Genomic DNA, 18,699 nt, shown 5'->3' with positions numbered 1-18,699 from the left:
ACATTCTAATCTAATGGAAAATTTTGATTATATTATTCTTGGGGCAGGTTCCGCAGGATGTGTCCTTGCAAATAGATTGTCTGAAAATCCAAATCATAAAGTCTTACTTTTAGAGGCTGGTGGGAAAGACAATAATCCATGGATACATATTCCAGTTGGATATTTTAAAACAATGCACAACCCTAATACTGATTGGTGTTATCGAACTGAACCAGATGAAAGTATGAATAATATATCTATAAGATATCCAAGAGGAAAGACTTTAGGTGGAAGCTCATCAATCAATGGTCTCTTATATATAAGAGGACAACATCGAGATTATGATATTTGGAGACAGTCAGGAAATACAGGTTGGGGGTGGGATGATGTTTTGCCTTATTTTATAAAAGCAGAAAATCAAGAAAGAGGTAAAAGTCAGTTTCATGGAGTAAATGGACCTCTATCTGTTTCCGATCAAAGAATACATCTTCCTCTTTTAGATGAATTTCAAAATGCAGCAGAAGAATTTGGTGTCCCTAAAACAAAAGATTTTAATACAGGTGATAATCATGGCTGTGGTTACTTTCAGGTAACTCAAAAAGATGGTTTTAGATGTAGCACATCGGTTGGATATTTAAATCCAGTTAAACATAGAAAAAATTTAAAGATTATTACCAAAGCACATATTAAAAAAATAAATTTTAATAACAAGACTGCTGAAGAAGTTGAATTTTGGCATGGTGATGAACTTAAAAAAGTAAAAGCAAATAGAGAGATCATTGTATCTTCTGGAGCAATTGGTTCACCTCAAATTTTACAAGTATCAGGAATTGGTAATCCAGATAAACTCAAAAATCTAGGTATTGATTTGGTTCAAGATCTAAATGGAGTTGGTGAAAATCTTCATGATCATTTAATGTTGAGACCAATTTATAAAATACATGGTCTTAAATCACTTAATAAGAAAATTAACAGTTTGTTTGGTAAGTTAATGATTGGGTTAGAATATGTATTTAATCGGAGTGGTCCAATGACAATGGGTGCTAGCCAACTTTGTATGTTTGCTAAAAGTGATCCTTCTTTAGAACTTCCTGATTTACAATGGCATGTTCAACCAATGAGTATGGATACCTTAGGTGCAACTAAAAATCATAATTTTCATGCATTTACCCCTACTGTTTCAAATATTAGACCCACAAGTAGAGGGCACGTAAGTATAGTCGACAAAGATTCAAGAACTTATGCAAAAATTAAACAAAATTATTTATCAACTGATCAGGATAGAATGGTTGCAGCTAAAGGGCTTAAGCTGACAAGAAAGATTATATTAGAATCAGAAACATTTAAAAAATATAAACCAGAAGAGTACAGGCCAGGAATAAAGATTAATGATGATGAAGAACTAGTTAAAGAAGCATCAAACTATGCACAAACTATTTTTCACCCAGTTGGAACTTGTAAAATGGGTCAAGACGATATGGCTGTAGTTGATGAAAAATTAAAAGTTAGAGGTATTAAAAATTTAAGAGTAATTGATGCTTCTATTATGCCTAGCATCACATCAGGAAATACAAATGCACCAACAATAATGATTGCAGAAAAAGGTGCAGATATGATATTAAACAGTTAATGTTTTCAGAATTATTTGGAGCTGAACAGCTCGTTATATTAAGTCAGATTATTTTTATTGATCTAGTCCTAGCTGGTGATAACGCAATTATAATTGGAATGGTTGCATCAAAATTTCCAGTTGAGCAAAGAAAAAAAATAATTTTTTGGGGAATTGGTGGTGCAGTAATTTTAAGAATTATTTTAACCATGTTAACTGCCTATTTATTGCAAATAACAGGATTAAGACTGATAGGTGGATTACTTCTTCTTTATATTGTCTACAAACTCTACACAGATGTGATCAAAGGTCAGTTAGGTGATGAAAATATTAAAGTAGATAACTCAAGTTTCATGAAAGCTATATGGACAGTTTTACTTGCTGATTTTACAATGAGTTTAGATAATGTTTTGGGTGTGGCTGGTGCTGCTGGTGATCACTATGTATTGCTAATATTTGGTTTAGCTTTATCTATAATTCTCATGGCAACAGCTGCCACTGTAATATCAAGATGGATTAATGAATATAAATGGATAGCTTGGATTGGTTTAATTGCTATACTGATTGTTGCAATTGAATTAATCTATACTGATTTAAAATTATTTATTTAAATGTACTTACAAAAAATAAATCTTAAAAATAAATATGCATTAGTTACAGGTGCTGGCAAAGGATTAGGGAGAGCCTGCTCTATTGCTCTTGCTGAAGCTGGAGCTACAATCATTGCATTAAGTAGAACTCAATCAGATCTTGATAAACTTGAAAAAGAAATAAAAAAGATAAAAGGCAAAGTTATCAAAGTTAATTGTGATGTAATGAACTTTGAAGAATTAAAAACAAAATTAGATAATATTAAGCTTATAGATATTTTAGTAAATAATGCTGGGACAAATATCCCTGAGCCATTTGAAAAAATTAAACAAGAAAATATGAATTATCTAGTAGATCTAAATCTAAAAGCTGCATTTAATGTTGCTCAATTAGTGGTAAAGAAAATGTTAAAAAACAAAAAAAAGGGTGGATCTATAATTAATATGTCTTCCCAACTTGGTCATGTTGGAATGGCAGGTAGAAATGTTTATAATATGACAAAATTTGGCATAGAAGGTTTAACCAAAGGGATGGGTGTAGAGCTAGCAAAATATAATATAAGAGTGAATACTGTAGCCCCAACATTTGTTGCAACACCAATGGTTAAAAAGTTTTTTAAAAACAAAAAATTTAAAAAATTAGCTTTATCAAACATTCCAATGGGAAAATTAGCCACTGAAAGTGATGTGGCAACAAGTGTTTGTTTTTTAGCTTCGTCAGCGTCGTCAATGGTTACAGCTACGTCAATTCTAGTAGATGGCGGATGGACAGCAAAGTAATATATAAATTACTATTATTAGTAGTATTTTTTTTTTCAACACATGTTCATGCAATAGAGTTTAAAGGTAAATTTATTCAAGGTCATTTTATTATTGGCAAAACAGAGCCTGGAACAAAAATCATAATAGATAAGAAAAAAATAAAAGTTTCTGAGGATGGTTATTTTGCATTTGGAATTGAAAAAGATAGAAAATCTGACATTGTAATTACAGAAAATAATAACAAAATTATAAAAAAAATTAAAAAGAGAAAATATAATATTCAAAAAATTGAAGGTCTACCTAAAAAAAAAGTTACACCGCCTGAAGAGTTTTATGTAAGAATAAAAAGAGAAAATAAACTAATAGCTGATGCAAGAGAAATTGAAAGTGACTTGCAGTTTTTTAAAGAAAAATTTATCATTCCCGTCGATGATGCAATAATTACAGGTATTTATGGCAGTCAAAGAATTTTAAATGGTATACCCAAGTGGCCACACTACGGCTTAGATTTTGCTCAAAAAAAAGGTACTCCCATTAAGGCAATGAATAATGGAATTGTGACTTTGGCTGAGAAAGATTTGTTTTATACTGGCGCTACCTTAATTTTTGATCATGGTCATGGAATTTCAACATTATACATGCATATGGATAAAATTTTTGTAAATGTAGGAGATCATGTAAAAAAAGGAGATATCATTGCTACAGTTGGATCAACAGGTAGGTCAACCGGACCTCATCTAGACGTTAGGCTTAATTGGTTTGGTACTAGACTAGATCCTGCAACTATATTAAACATCCAATAATGAAAAAAACCTTATTAGAAAAAACAGCAGATAAACTAGTTAACGCGTTTGTTAATAATAAAATAATTGCCCCACTTCCTTTGAAATTTACAAAAAAATTAAGTGAAGCTGAAAAACTAAGAAAGCTCTGTGAAAGTAAAATTGCTGACCCTATAATTGGTTTTAAAGCAGCAGGAACTGGAATACCTGTAATGAAAAAGCTCAAGGAAAAAAAGCCCTTCTATGCATCCATTTTTAAAAAAAATTTCATAAAAAGTGGTCAAAAAGTAAAGATTAACAAATCCACTTTAGGTATTGAACTTGAAGTTTGTTACCTTATTAAAAAAGAGTTCTTCAAATCAAAAGGCTTAATTAATTTAAAGAATTTGACCAAATATATATCACATATGGCACCTTGTATTGAAATTGTTGGTTATAGACAAAGAAAAAAAGGGATAACAAGTTTTGGTGATTTGTGTAGTGACTTTGGAGCTAATGTTAAATTTCTTATAGGAAAAAAACAAAAATATAGAAAAATTAATATTGGTAATTTAAAGACAAAGATTACCAATAAAAAAATTGGTCAAAAAGTTGTTGGTAATACCAGTTCTGTTTACATAAACCCTTTAAACTCACTTAGGTTTGTACTTAACCAAATTAAAAAAGATAAAATCAATCTAAATAAAAATTTCTATGTCTTTACAGGCTCTACTGTAGGCGTTGTTCCAATCTTAGGAAAAGGACTTTATATTGGAAAGATAACTAATTTAGGATCAGCCAAGACTATCATTCATTAATTTTTAATTTAAATTTAATGAATAACCTTGTATTATTTGGAATTACACTTTTTTGCTGGTCTCCTACATGGTATGTTATTAAATTTCAATTAGGTTATGTTGATCCTTTAGTATCTGTATTTTATAGATTTCTTGTTGCATCTATTTTAATTTTTTTTTATTTATTTATTAAAAATAAGAATTTAAAATTTTCTATTAATCATCATATTTGGTTTTTATTTTTTGGAACTTGTCTTTATTCAATAAATTACGTTTTTTTTTATTTATCTAATACTTATTTAATAAGTGCATTTCCTGCGGTTGTTTTTTCAACTGTTGTCATAATGAATATTTTAGGTGAAACTTTCTATTTTAAAAAAAGACCTTCTTTACAAACTTTGATTGGCGCAACAATTGGTATGGCTGGAATTATAATTATTTTTAATAATGAAATTTTTAATTTTAGCTTAACTAATGGAGCTCATATCGGTTTGCTCCTAGCTTTATTTGGAACGTTTTCTGCTTCGACTGGCAATATGGTTTATCAAAGGAACTTAAATAATGAATTTCCATTGATAGAAACTCTGGCTTATGCAATGCTTTATGGGTCACTTATAACTTTTTTAATTGCAAAAATAAGAGGCGCTGAATTACTTTTCGAATATAGTTTTGCCTATATTGCTTCTCTTGCTTATCTTTCAATTATTGGCTCAATATTTGCTTTTATTTTTTACTTAAAATTAATTGAAAAAGTTGGACCTGGAAGAGCTGGCTATGTTGGTGTTGTTATGCCAGTACTTGCTTTGTTGATTTCTACAGTATTTGAAAATTTGGAGTGGCAAAGAGATTTAATTATAGGGTTACCAATTTTAATAATTGGTGCGGTATTAGTAATTAATCAAAAAAATCAAATCAGTTAAATAGCTTTTTTCAAGTTTATTTCAAAAAATATTTTAAATTTCAGATTTAGCTCTAAATCTCTCGTATATTAACCTTGTTTTAACACCCAAATTTAAAAAGGGTTGAGGCGGTAACCAAGTGGGTTTGTTTCTAGCCTCTATTTTTTCAATTTCTTTAGTGTATTCATTACTTGCTTTAATTGCAATCTGTTCACCAAATAAAGTTCCAACACCAATACCTGAACCATTATAACAGCCTGCTACAAAAATATTATTATCTATTTTTTCAAAAAGTTGTGAACTATTTCGTGTTCTAGAAACTACTCCTGACCAACTAGACTCAATTATATTAGATGGGAGATCTGGAAACCTTTTTTTTATCCCAATCATTTGATTTAAAGTTCTTTTTTTTAACTCACTTTCCTTCATTTTAAATGGACAGTGTACCTCAGCTGTATTTCTAATTAAAATTCTTTTATCTTTTGTCATTCTTATGGTTGCGCCCATAGGCCGAACAGGTAGAACTCCCCACTCTTTTGGCTCTCCTATTGATTTAAACTCATTAATTGTTAACTTTCTGGTCATACTTGCTGTTAAAGTTAATGGAAAACTATAGTGAGTTTTAATACCTAATGATTTTAAAAATCCATTAGTGCAAAAAATAATTTTTTTTGCACTTATATTATTATTCTTAAATTTACAATTTATTATATCTTTATATTTATTCCATTTAAGCAATTGTGATTTTTCTAATAATTCAACATTGTCTGGTAACGTATCGATCATAGCTCTTGCTAATTTTCCTGGGTGTAGCAAAATTCCACCTTTCGTATAGAGCGCTAAATTATAAAAACCTGTGCCTAATTTTTTATATAATTTTTCTCTATTAAATAAATCATATTCAAAACCTAGTTTAGAAAGTGTTTTACCAAAATTAATTAATATATTTTGATCTTTTTTCTTTGATGAAGCAAAATATTTACCTGCTTCATTCCAGTCACACTCTACTTGATATTCTTTAATAAATTTTTTTACAGTTTCAATTCCTAATTTATAAATATCAGTCTTTTTTTTATAATTTATTAATTTTTTATTTGAAGTAAAACCATCATTAAGTGTTGAATCAACTAAATATCCTGAATTTCTTCCACTGGCACCTTCTCCGGCTAATTGTGCATCAACAATAATAATTTTTTTATTAGGGTTTATTTGTGATAGCTTTCTTGCAGCAGATAAGCCTGTATAACCCGCACCAATAATTAACCAATCACAAAATTTATCTTCATTTAAAGTTTTTATATTAACTCTTTGACTAAGATCAGTTATCCAACCACAATTTTTGTCATTAACTAAATTCATTTTATAAGATTATAGTGCTTGAAAATATTTTTATTTTACACATTTGCCAATTGATCCTAAAGCACATTTAACACCATTAATCCAAGTTGCATTATTTAAATTAGCACCTTCAAAATTAGTATTTAAAATATTAGCACCTGTTAAATCTGCTTCAAAAAGGTTGCTATTAGTAAAATTTGCTTCAATTAGTGATGCTCCATTAAAATTTACTCTAGTTAAATTAGCACTTGAAAAATTAGCTTTTTCAAAAATGCCACCTTCAAGATTTGATTCATATAAATTTGCTCTAACAAATGAAGACTCTATAAAATTACCATTTGCTAATGTAGAATTCATTAATACACTTTTATCAAATGTAACTTGAATAAAACTTATAAACGATAAATTTGAATTTGGAATATAAGCCCTACTCAAATCCTGACCTTCTGAAAATTGACAATTTGAATAATCTACACCATCTGTTGGAGCGTCATCACAACCAGCAATAACTTGACCTGAAATCGTAAAACACAAAATAAAAATGACTAAAAACTTTTTCATTTAATTTTATCCTAACACAATATTATAGATGTATCATAGGTCTTTATTTTACTGATAAATAGGAGTTATAAACGAAAACGAGTGCAAAGAAATTTAAAGATGAAATAATTACATTTTCCAAGATTGTAAAAGTTTGTTTCTTTTTTTTCAGCTTGTTCTTTTTTAGTTTTTTTCTTTTTCTTTTTCTTCATAATAAATTTCATTTTGTACCTCTTTAGAATATTTAAGATTGTAACAATCACTACATAATAATATTAATTCAGGACCTGAGCTAACTTGTGATAAGATAGATGTGTCATCTCCACAATCTGTACAGTTCAATAACCGTTTTTTCATAATAAGGTTAATTAGGTTTGGTCCAGTACCCATAAACACATCGTGTTCCACGTCTAGAACAATCATATGTATCATGAAGAACACCATCTTTTACAACTGTTATATGTTTTGAACAAGATACAATTAAAGTTCCAGCTGGGAGTTCATCTTTTTTTAAATGAACTTTGCATCCTTGACCAATAAACATTGTTGGCGTCCATCTCCATCCTAATTTTTCCAGGTATTTTCTGACAATTACTCTATGTGTGCCTGATCTTGGACTGTCATTTTTTTTCTTTAAATTTCTTGCAAGTTTAGTTCTAGATGAAGTTCTAAACTCTTCATTTGCTTTATAAAGGTCATCATAAATTTTTTGATAAGAAAGACCTGATACTATTGCGATAGATCTAACTACACAGTCTCCAGCTTTACCTTTGTAGCCTGCTGCAGCTCGTCCTCCATCATCAATTTGTAATACTAAATTACTACTAGAAAATAATTTTTTAAAAAAATTCAAGATTTACTTTTGTGATCAAGGATCTCCACCATACACTGAGTTGCATATTCACGCCATTCCTCAGCTGATTTATCCTTAAGATTATTAAGGTGGTTCATATTACTATCAATATTTTCTTGATGTTTAGCTTTGTCAGCTTCATCTAAGTTTTTTTCCATATTAGTAAGATTAGTTTTCATTGCATTAATCCAACTATTACCAAGTTCAACACACTTAGCTTCATCTTTCTCATCACAGATCTGTTTAAAAAAATTGAAAATAACGTCATCGGCTTTTATCTCTTTATTCATATTATTTTCCAAAAATACCTAATTTAACATCATAATCAACTGCAACACCATAATCTGGATCATCATCACTATCTACTACAAGCTGTCCTGCTTTACTTAATAATTTATGACAATCACGAGTTAAATGCCTAAGTTTAACTTTTTTTCCATAGCCATTATATTTGTCAGCAATATCTTCAATTGCCTTTAAGGCAGATTGATCAATTACTTTAGATCTTACAAAATCAATAATAATTATATTTGGATCTTCAGATGGATTAAAAAGTTCAAGAAAACTATTTGTTGAACTAAAAAAAAGTGGTCCTTCTATTTCATAAACTTTTGCACCCTTTTCTGTTTTAGATGGCCTCTCTGTTGCTCTAATTTTTGATGCTGATTTCCACGCAAAAACTAACGCAGAAACAATTACCCCTACTATTACTGCAACTGCTAAATCTTCTAAAACTGTTACGACAGTTACAAGTATTGTCACTAAAGCATCACTTTTTGGTACAAAAAATAAAATTTTTAAAGAATTCCAGGCAAATGTTCCTATCACAACCATAAACATGACACCTACTAGAGCAGCAATAGGTATCATTTCAATATAAGATGATGTGTATAAAATAAAGATTAACAAAAATAATGCAGCGGATATACCTGCTATTCGTGTTCTACCACCCGACCTCACATTAATCATAGACTGTCCAATCATTGCACAACCACCCATTCCCCCAAAAAAACCTGTAACGGTATTGGCTAATCCTTGCGCTAAACATTCCTGGCTAGCCCCACCTCTTTTGTTTGTTATTTCTCCCACCAAATTTAAAGTTAACAAACTTTCTATTAATCCTATTGAGGCTAAAATGAATGCATAAGGAAAAATAATCTTCAATGTATCAATATTAAAAGGAACACTTGGAATAGAAAAATCTGGAAGCCCACCCTTAACACTAGCAAGATCACCAACATTAGGTATGTCGATTTCTAAGGTTAAAGCTAAAATAGTTGTAAATAAAATAGCTACTAATGTAGAGGGTAATAATTTTGTAATTTTTGGCAAAAACCAAATAATAAACATTGTAAATCCAACAAATATAATAGAATAGAGTAATGTGTTACCTGTAATCCAAGCTGACTCTCCAAAAGCATTTACTGTTTTAAACTGACTAAGCTGAGATATACCAATTACTATTGCCAATCCATTTACAAAGCCAAGCATCACAGGCTCTGGGACCATCCTAATAAATTTACCAAGTTTAAATATACCAGCAATTAATTGTAATATTCCCATCAAAACTACAGTTGCAAATAAATATTGAGCTCCATGATCAATAACAAGCGCAACCATTACAACAGCTAAAGCACCTGTCGCCCCTGAAATCATTCCAGGTCTACCTCCCACCAAGGCTGTAATTAAACCCACTATAAAAGCTGCATAAAGGCCAGATAAAGGCGCAACACCAGCAACGAAAGCAAATGCAATAGCTTCCGGAACCAAAGCTAAAGCTACTGTTAATCCAGACAAAATTTCAATTCTAAAAAGAGAGAAAGATAATCCTTCCCTTGGAATATAATTTTGCGAATTAAATCTAAAAGACTTTACAATGCCTAAAATTGCTTTTGATGCAATTTGTGAATGAGGTTTTATTTTTTTCAAGTATTTTACTATATTTGTTAATATTAAAGGATGCTTAGCAATCTAATAAAGCAAGTAGTTGATAAAGTCTACTTTCAATTATTAAGTGTACAACTATTCAAAGAGAATCACATACAAGTAATACAAGGGTGGCGTAGGGAGACTGAAACCACCCCGACCCTAAATTTTAAAAAATTTTTTTAACACATCAACATTTTTTTTTAAAGATTCTTTTGAATAAGGTTTCCCTTTAGTAACCCAAACAGATAGTGGCCACGTAATATCTTTTTTATAACGTGCTATTATGTGAATGTGTAATTGAGGAACAATATTTCCAATTTTTTCAACATTAAGTTTTTTTGTTTTAAATATTTTCTTCATTAACTTACTACAATGAACAATTTCTTTCATAAGTAACATTTGATCTTTGGAGTTGAGTTCTGAGATATCGGCTATATTTTTTCTCTTAGGAATTAAAATGATCCAAGGAAATTTAGCATTATCAATTAAACGAATACTACACATTTTTAAATCAGTTATTAAGTGAGAATCTTTTAGAAAATCTTTACTTACTTTATTAGTCATAGTTAAATATTAATATAAATATGTTCTATAAGCAAAAATTATTATAGGCTAATTCCATTATGGCAGATAAACAAATACGTTCCGTTGCTAAAACATTTTCATGGAGACTTTTTATTTTTATCTACTGGGTAATATTTGGGTATATTTTTACTGGTAGCTTTAAGGGTGCTGGAATATTAGGGTTAGGCTCTATAATTCCTCTCTTTTTTTATTATTTTCATGAAAGGATCTGGAATAAAGTTAAGTGGGGTCTTAATTAAATTAGAAAGAATATATTTATAAATATTTCTTTATTTTATCAGAGACGATTACTTTGTTATTGTTCATGTATTCTTCATGATTTTTTTCTATATTTTTAAGTTCATAAAGATAGTTAACCATCACACCGTAAGATCTCTTAAAGCCAGTTTCTGAAATATTTGCATTAACAACTATATCATCAACAATTGCTCCATTGCCTAAATGAAATCTACTAACATCATTCACTGGTAATCCTTTTTCATTTTTTTCATTAACAATATAATGAGCTACTAATTTTATTATAGCTTCTTTATTTCTTACAATTCTACTGTCACCTAATTTTAAGTCTTGAGATTTTAAAAAGATAGCATCTTGATCTTTTAGATCACCTAAAATATTTTTAATCTTACTTTCCTCTAAATAAGTAAACCAATCAGCAAACCCTGGTATAGGTGATAAGGTACCAAAGTTTTTAATATGAGGTAGTTCTTCTTGTATTTCATAAACCACTCTCTTTATTAAAAAATTACCCAAGGTTACTCTTGATAAACCTTCTTGACAGTTACTAATTGAATAAAAAGTAGCTGTATCATAAAATTTTTCTTCATTATTTGTCGGCTTCATTAATTCTTGAATAGATTTACCGAGACCTTTTGTAAGGGCTACTTGAACAAAAATAATAGGCTCATCTTCAAGGGCTGGATGAAAGTAAGAGAAAAACCTTCTATCTTTACCTAACCTTCTTTTAAGTTCGTTCATATCTTTTATTTGATGAACTCTTTCGTATTTAATTATTTTTTCTAAAACTGCAGCTTTTGTATCCCATGTGATTTTAACAAGTTTAAGAAATCCTGGATTAAACCAAGCTCTAAATAAATGTCTAAGATCATTATCTAATCTTGAAAGTTCTTTATTGTCTTTTAATACTCTTATTAAATCTTCTCTTAACGCAACTATACTCGCAGTTCCATTTGGTGCCATATTCATTCTTCTAAAAAGTTCTCTTCTCTTACCTTCAGAAATTTTAAATAAATCAGACAAAGTTTTTTCATTTTGAGATTTCGTATAATTTTCAATTGCTTCGTTAACTTTTGTAAAGCTGGGCTTATATTTATCATTAATTTTTTTAAAAAATAATAATTTATTTTCTGGAGATAAAGATTGATATAATTCAGTAATATCTCTAGCTACAGTAATACCGAATGCTGCCCCTTTATGTGAAATTAAATCATCACATAATGATATAATAGATTCTAAGTCATTTTTTTTAATATTTTTTTTACTAAAAAGTTTTTGACCTGCGTCAGCAATGGATGAAATTATCTCTTTAAAATTAAACATAATTAATTATATAATATTTAAATATTCAACGAAAGATCTTATGGATACTATGAGTAAAAAAGTGCCAAATATTTTACTTAATAGTTTTTTATCTATTTTATAAACAGCTTTTGCTCCCAACCTGGCCATAATCATTGTAACTGGAACAAATACTGCAAACCCTAATAGATTTATATAACCCACACTAAAAGGAGTATTGATATTATCAATTATCTTTCCACCCATAATCATTGTGATCGTTCCACTAAGTGAAATCAAAAAACCAACTGCTGCAGCTGTGCCAATCGATTTTCTTATGTCATAACCAAAAGTTCTCATAAATGGTACCATTAAAGATCCACCACCAATACCTAGAGGCACTGAAATAAAACCAATCACAATACCTGAAATGTTTTTAACAATGTTAGAAATTGTTTTAGGATTTTCCACAAGTTTTTCTCTAAGGAAAATAAAAAATAAACCTACCATAAAAGCAAATATTGAAAAGAATAATACTAGAGTTGGTGTCTTTAGATTTACTGCTAAAAAAGTCCCCACTATAACTCCCAATAAGATAAATATACCAAAGGATTTTACCATTTTGAAATCCACCGCATCATATTCCATATGAGTCTTGGTCGAAATTATTGAAGTTGGGATAATAATTGCTAAAGAAGTTCCTACTGATAAATGCATTCTAGTTGCTAATTCAAAATCTAATACCGTAAAAGCATAATATAAAGCTGGAACCATTATAATTCCACCTCCAACACCAAGTAATCCAGCCATGAAACCTGCTACAGCAGCAGATATTGCAAGGACCGCTAGCAGGTTAATTATTTCACCGTAGTTCAAGTTTTCCATTATGAGCTAACTTGATTAGCTTTCTCATTATTTTGTACAATTGTCATTATATGTTTTGATTTTTGAAAATCTGAATCTCTTGCCATCATATTATCACTTAAATATCTTTTCCAATCTTTTGAACCAATTTGACCATGATATAATCCAACTGTGTGTCTCATAATATGATTTACTTTTGTGCCAAGCTTAACTTCTTTCTCAAGGTACTCTAGTAGTTTCTCAGCAATTTCTTCTCTTGTAGGTCTTTCTTTTGTTCCAAAAATTTCATTTTCAATTTCAACTAACGAATAAGGATTTTGATATATGGATCTACCAATCATAACTCCATCACATAAAGTTAAATGGTTTTTAATTTCATCAATTTTTGAAATACCTCCATTAATAATAATTTCTAAATCTGGATTTTCTTCTTTAACTTTATAGACCATTCCATAGTTCAGTTTTGGAATATTTAAATTTTGCTTAGGTGACATTCCAGTTAAAATAGCCTTTCTGGCATGTAATATAAAAGTACCACAACCAACACCTTTCATCTTTAGTATAAAATTATTTAAATAATCAAATTCTTCAGTATCATCAAATCCAATTCTAGTTTTTGCAGTAACTGGAATTTTACAAGCATTAACCATTGAATCGATACATTCTGCAACAAGATCAGGTTCTCTCATCAAGCAAGCACCAAACATATTCTTTTGAACTTTTTTGCTGGGGCAACCTAGATTTATATTAATTTCATCATAGCCCATGTCCTCTGCAATCTTTGCAACTTCTGCTAACTCTTTTTTATCAGATCCACCAACTTGTAATGCTAGAGGTTTTTCTTCTGGACTATAAGATAGAATTTTTTTTTGATCTCCATGAATTGCAGATTTTGTTGCAACCATTTCTGAGTACAGCATAACGTTCTTACTCATCAACCTAAGAAAGTAACGATCATGACGATCAGTACAATCCATCATGGGTGCTACTGAAATTTTTCTATTTATTTCTTTTTTAATATCCAAGGGGTTTGCCCATTAGTTTATCAGGTAACCAAGATACTATCTCAGGAAAGATACATAATATAAGTATGGATAAAACCATCATCATCATAAATGGAAAAGATCCTCTTAAGATTGTGGATAAGCTTACGTCTGGTGTTATGCCTTTAATTATGTAAAGATTTAATCCAACTGGTGGTGTGATTAAGCCTATTTCCATATTTATTGTAAATACAATCGCAAACCAATATGGATCAAAACCTAACGTAGTTATAACAGGTAACAATATAGCTGAAGTCATTACAATAACAGCTACTGGTGGTAAAAAGAAGCCAGCAACTAAAAGAAAAATATTTACTAATAAAAAAATTATCCATTTATTGCTACTTAGTTCAATCATGCTTTGAGCAAGTGACTGGGTTACGTATAATTGAGATAAGGTGAATGCAAAAAGGTAGGATGCTGCAATAATAAACATTATCATTACACTTTCTTTCATCGAAATTTTAACGATATTCCAAATTTTCTTAGGCTGATAAATTTTATAAACAACAGCTATCATTATAAAAACTAAAAATGCTCCAACACCTGAGGCTTCTGATGGTGTCGCAACTCCTCCATACAAGACATACAAAACGCCGAGTATGATTGCCAAAAACGGAAAAATTCTAGGAAGAACTTCTAGTTTTTCTTTTAGTGTTGGTGGTTTTCTATTTCTTAATAATTTAGCTGCATTTTTATCAATAAAATAACTGTGTATTAATGCCCAAATTGCAAAAAGACTTGCTAACATAAAACCTGGAACAACTCCGGAAAGAAATAATCTTCCAATAGAAGTTCCTGTTGCCATTCCATATACGATTAAAACTATACTTGGTGGAATTAAAACTCCTAAAGTTCCTCCAGCAGCAATTGTTCCTGTAGCAATTTGATCAGAGTAACCTCTTTTTCTCATTTCAGGAATTCCCATAGTACCAATTGCAGCACATGTTGCTGGACTTGACCCACTTAAAGCAGCAAATATTGAACATGCGCCAATATTAGAAATAACTAAACCACCCGGTACTCTCCAAAGCCATCTATCAAGGCCAGTGTATAAATCTTTTCCTGCAGGTGAATGAGCAACTGCCATACCCATAAGTATGAACATTGGAATTGATAATAGTACAAAAGAATTTAAGCCTGCATAAAATGTTTCCGCAAAGACATCTAACATTTGCAGTCCCTCAAAAGTCACTAATAATGTTATCGAGACAAAACTTAAACCAAAGGCTATTGGAATACCTGAAAATAAAACTATTAAAGTAAAAACTGCAACTATTATAGCAATTGTAAGTGGGTCCATTATTTAAAATCCCCCTCATCATAAAGTTTAATTATTTCAGCAATATACTGAAGTATCATTAAAATAGAACCAATTAGCATAGAAGAATATGGTACCCATAATGGTGGGTCCCAAATAGTTCCTGTTGTATAATTCTTGGTAAATGCTTCTTCAACCATCAAAAAACCAAAATAAAATAGAATTAAGAAAAAACATAAGCTTAATAATGAAGTAAAAATTTTAAGCTTAATAATATTTTTTTTAGACATAAAATCATATATCCATTCCATGCTTACATGGGCTTTTTCACTTAAAACATAAGCACTACCAATAAAAGTAGATGCAACAAGCAGTATAGTCACTAATTCAGTTTGCCATGTAATAGCCCGTTGAAAAAAATATCTTTCAAAAACAAGCTCAACAATTACTAAAATTGATAAAATCAAAGCCCCTACAGCAAAAGCTCCACAAGCTTGGGAGGTATAATTACAAAATTTTAAATATTTTTTTTTCATAAAAAAAACCCCTATTCATTTTCACAAATAGGGGTTTCTTATATATTATTTTATTTAACTGCTAAAGCCATTTCCATAAGCTTAGCACCACCTGGTACTTGCTCTGCAAATGCTTTGTGAGCAGTTTTTTTTGCAATCTCGATCCATTCAGCGTGATCTGCAGCTGTCATATATACTAGCTCAACACCAGCATCTCTATAAGCATCCTCAAATGTCTTATCAAGATTAGCTACTTGTGCTGTCATATATTTTTCAGCTACTTTTCCAGCTTTCATAAGAGCTTTTTGTTGCTTAGAACTTAAAGCATCAAAAGATTTCTTAGACATTAGGATCGGCTCATACATAAACCATAGACCAAATTTTCCTGGAGGTGTTGCACATTTTACTTGTTCATAAATTTTGTAACTTACAAAACTTCCTGAACTAGTATTTGCACCAGTTAATACACCTGTTTGTAGACCAGTATAAATTTCTGAAGATGGCATACTTTGAATACCAGCTCCTGCACCTTCAAGCATTTGGTTAAATGCTTTTCCAGCTGCTCTCATTACTTGACCTTTTGCATCACTAGGTTTTCTAATACATTTTGTTTTTGAAACAAAACCACCACCTAACCAAGCATCAGATAAAACAACTACACCTGCATCATTAATAATTTTTTTAATCTCTGTCATCATTGGAGATTTATTAAATCTTAAAGCGTGATCATGGTTTTTAACTGTTCCTGGCATTAAAGTTGCACTAAACTCTGGGTGAAACTTTGATGCGTAACCCAAAGGAAAAGCAGATATATCTAATTGACCAGTAGTCATTGGTTTCCATTGTTCTTTAGGTTTGTATAAAGATTTTGCTGGGTAAATTCTAATATCGATGTCAACATTAGCTTTTTTTACTTCGTCAGCAATAATTTGTACCATTTCATGACGTGGGTCAAAAGATCCATCAGCTCTAGGTGTACCAGGCCATTGGTGACTTGCTTTTAACGTTACCGCATAAGCAGAACCAACTGTTGATAAAACTAAAACTAATACTGTAAAATATAAAGATATTTTTTTAAACATTATTATTCCTCTCATTAGTTATTTTAATGATGCATATAATTAAAGTTCTTGATAAGAGTCAATACTACACAAATACCTAACTATACAATATATGGATGGTCCTTTAAAAAATCTATTAGTTCTTGATCTAACTAGAGTATTAGTTGGTCCTTATTGCACCATGATGCTCTCTGATCTAGGAGCACGCGTGATAAAGGTGGAAGCACCAGAAGTTGGAGACGACTTTAGAAAATTTGGACCTTTTATTAAAGATTATTCTGCTTATTTCATGTCACTAAATAGAGGTAAAGAAAGCATTGCTCTAAATTTAAAAAATATTGATGACCAAAAAATATTCGATAAAATTCTAGCTAAAGCAGATATCTTAGTTGAGAATTTTAAACCAGGCACATTGGAGAAGTGGGGTTATGGCTGGAAAGACGTTTGTAAAAAATATCCTAGATTAATTTATGCATCAGCATCAGGCTTTGGACAAACTGGTCCATTAAAAGAATTACCTGCTTATGATATGGTCGTTCAAGGTATGGGTGGTTTAATGAGTGTTACTGGTCAGCCAAATTCTGAACCAACAAGAGTCGGTACATCTATTGGAGATATTACTGCAGGATTATTTACTACCGTTGGAATTAATGCAGCACTTTATGATAGAGAAAAAACTGGCAAAGGAACTTTTATTGATGTTTCAATGCTTGACTGCCAGATTGCCATTTTAGAAAATGCTATTGCAAGGTACCTCGCTAAAAATGAAATACCAAAACCAATGGGATCTCGTCACCCATCTATTGCTCCATTTGAAGCTTTTAAAACAAAAGATAGTCACATCATTATAGCAGCTGGTAATGAAAAACTATTTGAAAAACTTTGTAATGTTTTAAATATTCCTGAAATTTCTAAAGACCCAAAATTTGATACAAATTCATTACGATCGGAAAATATGAATGATCTTAAAAGAATACTTGAAGATAAGCTTATTGTTAAGAATACTGATGAGTGGGTAAGTGAAATGGAAAAAGAAAAAATTCCATGTGGTCCAATATTTAATATAAAAGAAGCTGTTGAAAACCCTCAGGTTCAAGCAAGAAACATGATTGTTAAAGCACATCACAAAGTAATTGGAGATTTCAAATTAGCAGGCAATCCAATTAAAATGTCTAATTATAAGGATGAAACAACGCGTGGTGATATTCCAGACTTAGATGAACACAGGGAAAAAATCTTAAAGGAATTTAATAATTAACTGTTTGGTTCAGTTTCTTCCGAACTATCCTCAGCAGTTTCTGTCTCAGCTATTTGATCTAAAGAAACTTCAGTTTCTTCACTAGTAACTTCTAACTCAGAATCAACGTCTACTTCTGGTTCTGCTTTTGCAGTCAATTCTTCTAAATCTTCTGGTGCAACTTGAATTTTTTCTGGAATTTTTCTAGCTCTTTTAGATGGTAAAATAGGTGTTCCACTTTTAGAAATTTCACCTTTATACATGCTTTCAAAATCATCACCTACAACTTCATCATCCTCAGTACCATCGTCAACTTGTTCAACGTGTTTTCTAAGTTTATGAATAGCACTGTCTGTTAAGTCTGAAACTTTAATAGTGTCTGCTGCAATTTCTCTTAAAGATATAACCGTATTTTTGTCATTATCTCTATCAAGGGTAGGTTCTAGACCTGAATTTAATTGAACTGCTCTTTCTTTAGCAACCAATACTAATTCGTAAGGACTATCTACTTTATCTATGCAATCTTCTACCGTAACTCTAGCCATGCGCAGTATCTAT

General features: G+C 30.5%; 22 protein-coding genes. 8 read left to right on the top strand and 14 right to left on the bottom strand.

Features of this window, described 5'->3' with window-relative positions:
- The first annotated feature begins 13 nt into the window (after window positions 1-13).
- Genes ABXT47_RS02320 through ABXT47_RS02295 form a run of 6 tightly spaced genes read left to right on the top strand, consistent with a single transcriptional unit; the run spans window position 14 to window position 5,418 of the window.
- Window positions 14-1,609: a GMC family oxidoreductase gene (locus ABXT47_RS02320; RefSeq protein ID WP_415309139.1), complete on the top strand. Its 1,596-nt coding sequence runs from the start codon at window positions 14-16 to the stop codon at window positions 1,607-1,609.
- Window positions 1,609-2,199: a TerC family protein gene (locus tag ABXT47_RS02315; protein ID WP_415309138.1), complete on the top strand. Its 591-nt coding sequence runs from the start codon at window positions 1,609-1,611 to the stop codon at window positions 2,197-2,199. The genes ABXT47_RS02320 and ABXT47_RS02315 overlap by 1 nt, the downstream gene beginning before the upstream one ends.
- Entirely contained in the window at window positions 2,200-2,958 is a 759-nt protein-coding gene (locus ABXT47_RS02310; protein ID WP_415309137.1) for an SDR family NAD(P)-dependent oxidoreductase, read from the top strand.
- Complete coding sequence (locus tag ABXT47_RS02305; protein ID WP_415309136.1) at window positions 2,943-3,743, top strand: M23 family metallopeptidase; 801 nt, start codon at window positions 2,943-2,945, stop codon at window positions 3,741-3,743. The genes ABXT47_RS02310 and ABXT47_RS02305 overlap by 16 nt, the downstream gene beginning before the upstream one ends.
- Complete coding sequence (locus tag ABXT47_RS02300) at window positions 3,743-4,519, top strand: fumarylacetoacetate hydrolase (RefSeq protein WP_415309135.1); 777 nt, start codon at window positions 3,743-3,745, stop codon at window positions 4,517-4,519. Before ABXT47_RS02305 ends, ABXT47_RS02300 begins: the two co-directional genes overlap by 1 nt.
- Window positions 4,520-4,536: 17 nt before the next feature.
- On the top strand, window positions 4,537-5,418 hold the full coding sequence (locus ABXT47_RS02295) for a DMT family transporter (protein WP_415309134.1): 882 nt from the start codon (window positions 4,537-4,539) through the stop codon (window positions 5,416-5,418).
- A gap of 33 nt (window positions 5,419-5,451) precedes the next feature.
- On the opposite strand, the gene ABXT47_RS02290 is transcribed toward ABXT47_RS02295, so the two are convergent.
- The 7 genes from ABXT47_RS02290 to ABXT47_RS02260 form a co-directional block, all read right to left on the bottom strand.
- Window positions 5,452-6,756 (bottom strand): NAD(P)/FAD-dependent oxidoreductase, encoded by a 1,305-nt coding sequence (locus ABXT47_RS02290; protein WP_415309133.1) that lies wholly within the window; start codon window positions 6,754-6,756, stop codon window positions 5,452-5,454.
- A gap of 30 nt (window positions 6,757-6,786) precedes the next feature.
- Entirely contained in the window at window positions 6,787-7,296 is a 510-nt protein-coding gene (locus ABXT47_RS02285; RefSeq protein ID WP_415309132.1) for a pentapeptide repeat-containing protein, read from the bottom strand.
- 162 nt (window positions 7,297-7,458) lie between these two features.
- The gene (locus ABXT47_RS02280) at window positions 7,459-7,632 is read right to left on the bottom strand and encodes a hypothetical protein (RefSeq protein ID WP_415309131.1); all 174 of its coding nucleotides are present in this window, start codon (window positions 7,630-7,632) and stop codon (window positions 7,459-7,461) included.
- Between the two features lie 7 nt (window positions 7,633-7,639).
- Entirely contained in the window at window positions 7,640-8,128 is a 489-nt protein-coding gene (locus ABXT47_RS02275; RefSeq protein ID WP_415309130.1) for a hypothetical protein, read from the bottom strand.
- Entirely contained in the window at window positions 8,125-8,418 is a 294-nt protein-coding gene (locus ABXT47_RS02270; RefSeq protein ID WP_415309129.1) for a hypothetical protein, read from the bottom strand. Before ABXT47_RS02270 ends, ABXT47_RS02275 begins: the two co-directional genes overlap by 4 nt.
- Before the next feature lies 1 nt (window position 8,419).
- Window positions 8,420-10,030, bottom strand: coding sequence for a SulP family inorganic anion transporter (locus tag ABXT47_RS02265; RefSeq protein WP_415309362.1), 1,611 nt, complete (start codon window positions 10,028-10,030; stop codon window positions 8,420-8,422).
- Window positions 10,031-10,216: 186 nt separating this feature from the next.
- On the bottom strand, window positions 10,217-10,621 hold the full coding sequence (locus tag ABXT47_RS02260; protein WP_415309128.1) for an HIT domain-containing protein: 405 nt from the start codon (window positions 10,619-10,621) through the stop codon (window positions 10,217-10,219).
- Between the two features lie 59 nt (window positions 10,622-10,680).
- Between ABXT47_RS02260 and ABXT47_RS02255 the strand changes: the two genes are divergently transcribed.
- Entirely contained in the window at window positions 10,681-10,881 is a 201-nt protein-coding gene (locus ABXT47_RS02255) for a DUF2061 domain-containing protein (protein ID WP_415289854.1), read from the top strand.
- Between the two features lie 16 nt (window positions 10,882-10,897).
- On the opposite strand, the gene ABXT47_RS02250 is transcribed toward ABXT47_RS02255, so the two are convergent.
- The 6 genes from ABXT47_RS02250 to dctP are packed head-to-tail and all read right to left on the bottom strand — an operon-like array spanning window position 10,898 to window position 16,925.
- On the bottom strand, window positions 10,898-12,202 hold the full coding sequence (locus ABXT47_RS02250) for a malonyl-CoA decarboxylase domain-containing protein (RefSeq protein ID WP_415309127.1): 1,305 nt from the start codon (window positions 12,200-12,202) through the stop codon (window positions 10,898-10,900).
- A 6-nt stretch (window positions 12,203-12,208) separates the two neighbouring features.
- Complete coding sequence (locus ABXT47_RS02245; RefSeq protein ID WP_415309126.1) at window positions 12,209-13,045, bottom strand: sulfite exporter TauE/SafE family protein; 837 nt, start codon at window positions 13,043-13,045, stop codon at window positions 12,209-12,211.
- Window positions 13,045-14,049, bottom strand: a complete 1,005-nt coding sequence (gene dusA, locus ABXT47_RS02240; protein ID WP_415309125.1) for a tRNA dihydrouridine(20/20a) synthase DusA — start codon at window positions 14,047-14,049, stop codon at window positions 13,045-13,047. Before dusA ends, ABXT47_RS02245 begins: the two co-directional genes overlap by 1 nt.
- Window positions 14,039-15,370, bottom strand: coding sequence for a TRAP transporter large permease (locus tag ABXT47_RS02235; protein WP_415309124.1), 1,332 nt, complete (start codon window positions 15,368-15,370; stop codon window positions 14,039-14,041). Before ABXT47_RS02235 ends, dusA begins: the two co-directional genes overlap by 11 nt.
- The gene (locus tag ABXT47_RS02230) at window positions 15,370-15,864 is read right to left on the bottom strand and encodes a TRAP transporter small permease subunit (protein WP_415309123.1); all 495 of its coding nucleotides are present in this window, start codon (window positions 15,862-15,864) and stop codon (window positions 15,370-15,372) included. The genes ABXT47_RS02235 and ABXT47_RS02230 overlap by 1 nt, the downstream gene beginning before the upstream one ends.
- A gap of 50 nt (window positions 15,865-15,914) precedes the next feature.
- The gene (gene dctP, locus ABXT47_RS02225; protein WP_415309122.1) at window positions 15,915-16,925 is read right to left on the bottom strand and encodes a TRAP transporter substrate-binding protein DctP; all 1,011 of its coding nucleotides are present in this window, start codon (window positions 16,923-16,925) and stop codon (window positions 15,915-15,917) included.
- 91 nt (window positions 16,926-17,016) lie between these two features.
- Here dctP and ABXT47_RS02220 point away from each other — a divergent pair, with 91 nt between their 5' ends.
- On the top strand, window positions 17,017-18,162 hold the full coding sequence (locus ABXT47_RS02220) for a CaiB/BaiF CoA transferase family protein (protein WP_415309121.1): 1,146 nt from the start codon (window positions 17,017-17,019) through the stop codon (window positions 18,160-18,162).
- Here the strand turns inward: ABXT47_RS02220 and rpoZ are convergent.
- The gene (gene rpoZ / locus ABXT47_RS02215) at window positions 18,159-18,686 is read right to left on the bottom strand and encodes a DNA-directed RNA polymerase subunit omega (protein ID WP_415309120.1); all 528 of its coding nucleotides are present in this window, start codon (window positions 18,684-18,686) and stop codon (window positions 18,159-18,161) included. The genes ABXT47_RS02220 and rpoZ overlap by 4 nt on opposite strands.
- Window positions 18,687-18,699: the final 13 nt, after the last annotated feature.

Origin of the sequence: Candidatus Pelagibacter sp. Uisw_099_02 (assembly GCF_047727625.1) — a bacterium.
Taxonomy (GTDB): Bacteria; Pseudomonadota; Alphaproteobacteria; order Pelagibacterales; family Pelagibacteraceae; genus Pelagibacter.
This window is presented reverse-complemented; position numbering and strand designations above follow the sequence as displayed.

What these genes read in the sequence shown, in the direction of transcription:
- ABXT47_RS02245 (WP_415309126.1), bottom strand. Translation starts at nt 13,045, where the DNA reads ATGGAAAACTTGAACTACGGTGAAATAATTAACCTGCTAGCGGTCCTT.
- ABXT47_RS02300 (WP_415309135.1), top strand. Translation starts at nt 3,743, where the DNA reads ATGAAAAAAACCTTATTAGAAAAAACAGCAGATAAACTAGTTAACGCG.
- ABXT47_RS02235 (WP_415309124.1), bottom strand. Translation starts at nt 15,370, where the DNA reads ATGGACCCACTTACAATTGCTATAATAGTTGCAGTTTTTACTTTAATA.
- ABXT47_RS02315 (WP_415309138.1), top strand. Translation starts at nt 1,609, where the DNA reads ATGTTTTCAGAATTATTTGGAGCTGAACAGCTCGTTATATTAAGTCAG.
- rpoZ (WP_415309120.1), bottom strand. Translation starts at nt 18,686, where the DNA reads ATGGCTAGAGTTACGGTAGAAGATTGCATAGATAAAGTAGATAGTCCT.
- ABXT47_RS02230 (WP_415309123.1), bottom strand. Translation starts at nt 15,864, where the DNA reads ATGAAAAAAAAATATTTAAAATTTTGTAATTATACCTCCCAAGCTTGT.
- ABXT47_RS02295 (WP_415309134.1), top strand. Translation starts at nt 4,537, where the DNA reads ATGAATAACCTTGTATTATTTGGAATTACACTTTTTTGCTGGTCTCCT.
- ABXT47_RS02270 (WP_415309129.1), bottom strand. Translation starts at nt 8,418, where the DNA reads ATGAATAAAGAGATAAAAGCCGATGACGTTATTTTCAATTTTTTTAAA.
- ABXT47_RS02320 (WP_415309139.1), top strand. Translation starts at nt 14, where the DNA reads ATGGAAAATTTTGATTATATTATTCTTGGGGCAGGTTCCGCAGGATGT.
- ABXT47_RS02310 (WP_415309137.1), top strand. Translation starts at nt 2,200, where the DNA reads ATGTACTTACAAAAAATAAATCTTAAAAATAAATATGCATTAGTTACA.
- ABXT47_RS02305 (WP_415309136.1), top strand. Translation starts at nt 2,943, where the DNA reads ATGGACAGCAAAGTAATATATAAATTACTATTATTAGTAGTATTTTTT.
- ABXT47_RS02280 (WP_415309131.1), bottom strand. Translation starts at nt 7,632, where the DNA reads ATGAAAAAACGGTTATTGAACTGTACAGATTGTGGAGATGACACATCT.
- ABXT47_RS02220 (WP_415309121.1), top strand. Translation starts at nt 17,017, where the DNA reads ATGGATGGTCCTTTAAAAAATCTATTAGTTCTTGATCTAACTAGAGTA.
- ABXT47_RS02285 (WP_415309132.1), bottom strand. Translation starts at nt 7,296, where the DNA reads ATGAAAAAGTTTTTAGTCATTTTTATTTTGTGTTTTACGATTTCAGGT.
- ABXT47_RS02260 (WP_415309128.1), bottom strand. Translation starts at nt 10,621, where the DNA reads ATGACTAATAAAGTAAGTAAAGATTTTCTAAAAGATTCTCACTTAATA.
- ABXT47_RS02255 (WP_415289854.1), top strand. Translation starts at nt 10,681, where the DNA reads ATGGCAGATAAACAAATACGTTCCGTTGCTAAAACATTTTCATGGAGA.
- ABXT47_RS02250 (WP_415309127.1), bottom strand. Translation starts at nt 12,202, where the DNA reads ATGTTTAATTTTAAAGAGATAATTTCATCCATTGCTGACGCAGGTCAA.
- ABXT47_RS02290 (WP_415309133.1), bottom strand. Translation starts at nt 6,756, where the DNA reads ATGAATTTAGTTAATGACAAAAATTGTGGTTGGATAACTGATCTTAGT.
- dctP (WP_415309122.1), bottom strand. Translation starts at nt 16,925, where the DNA reads ATGTTTAAAAAAATATCTTTATATTTTACAGTATTAGTTTTAGTTTTA.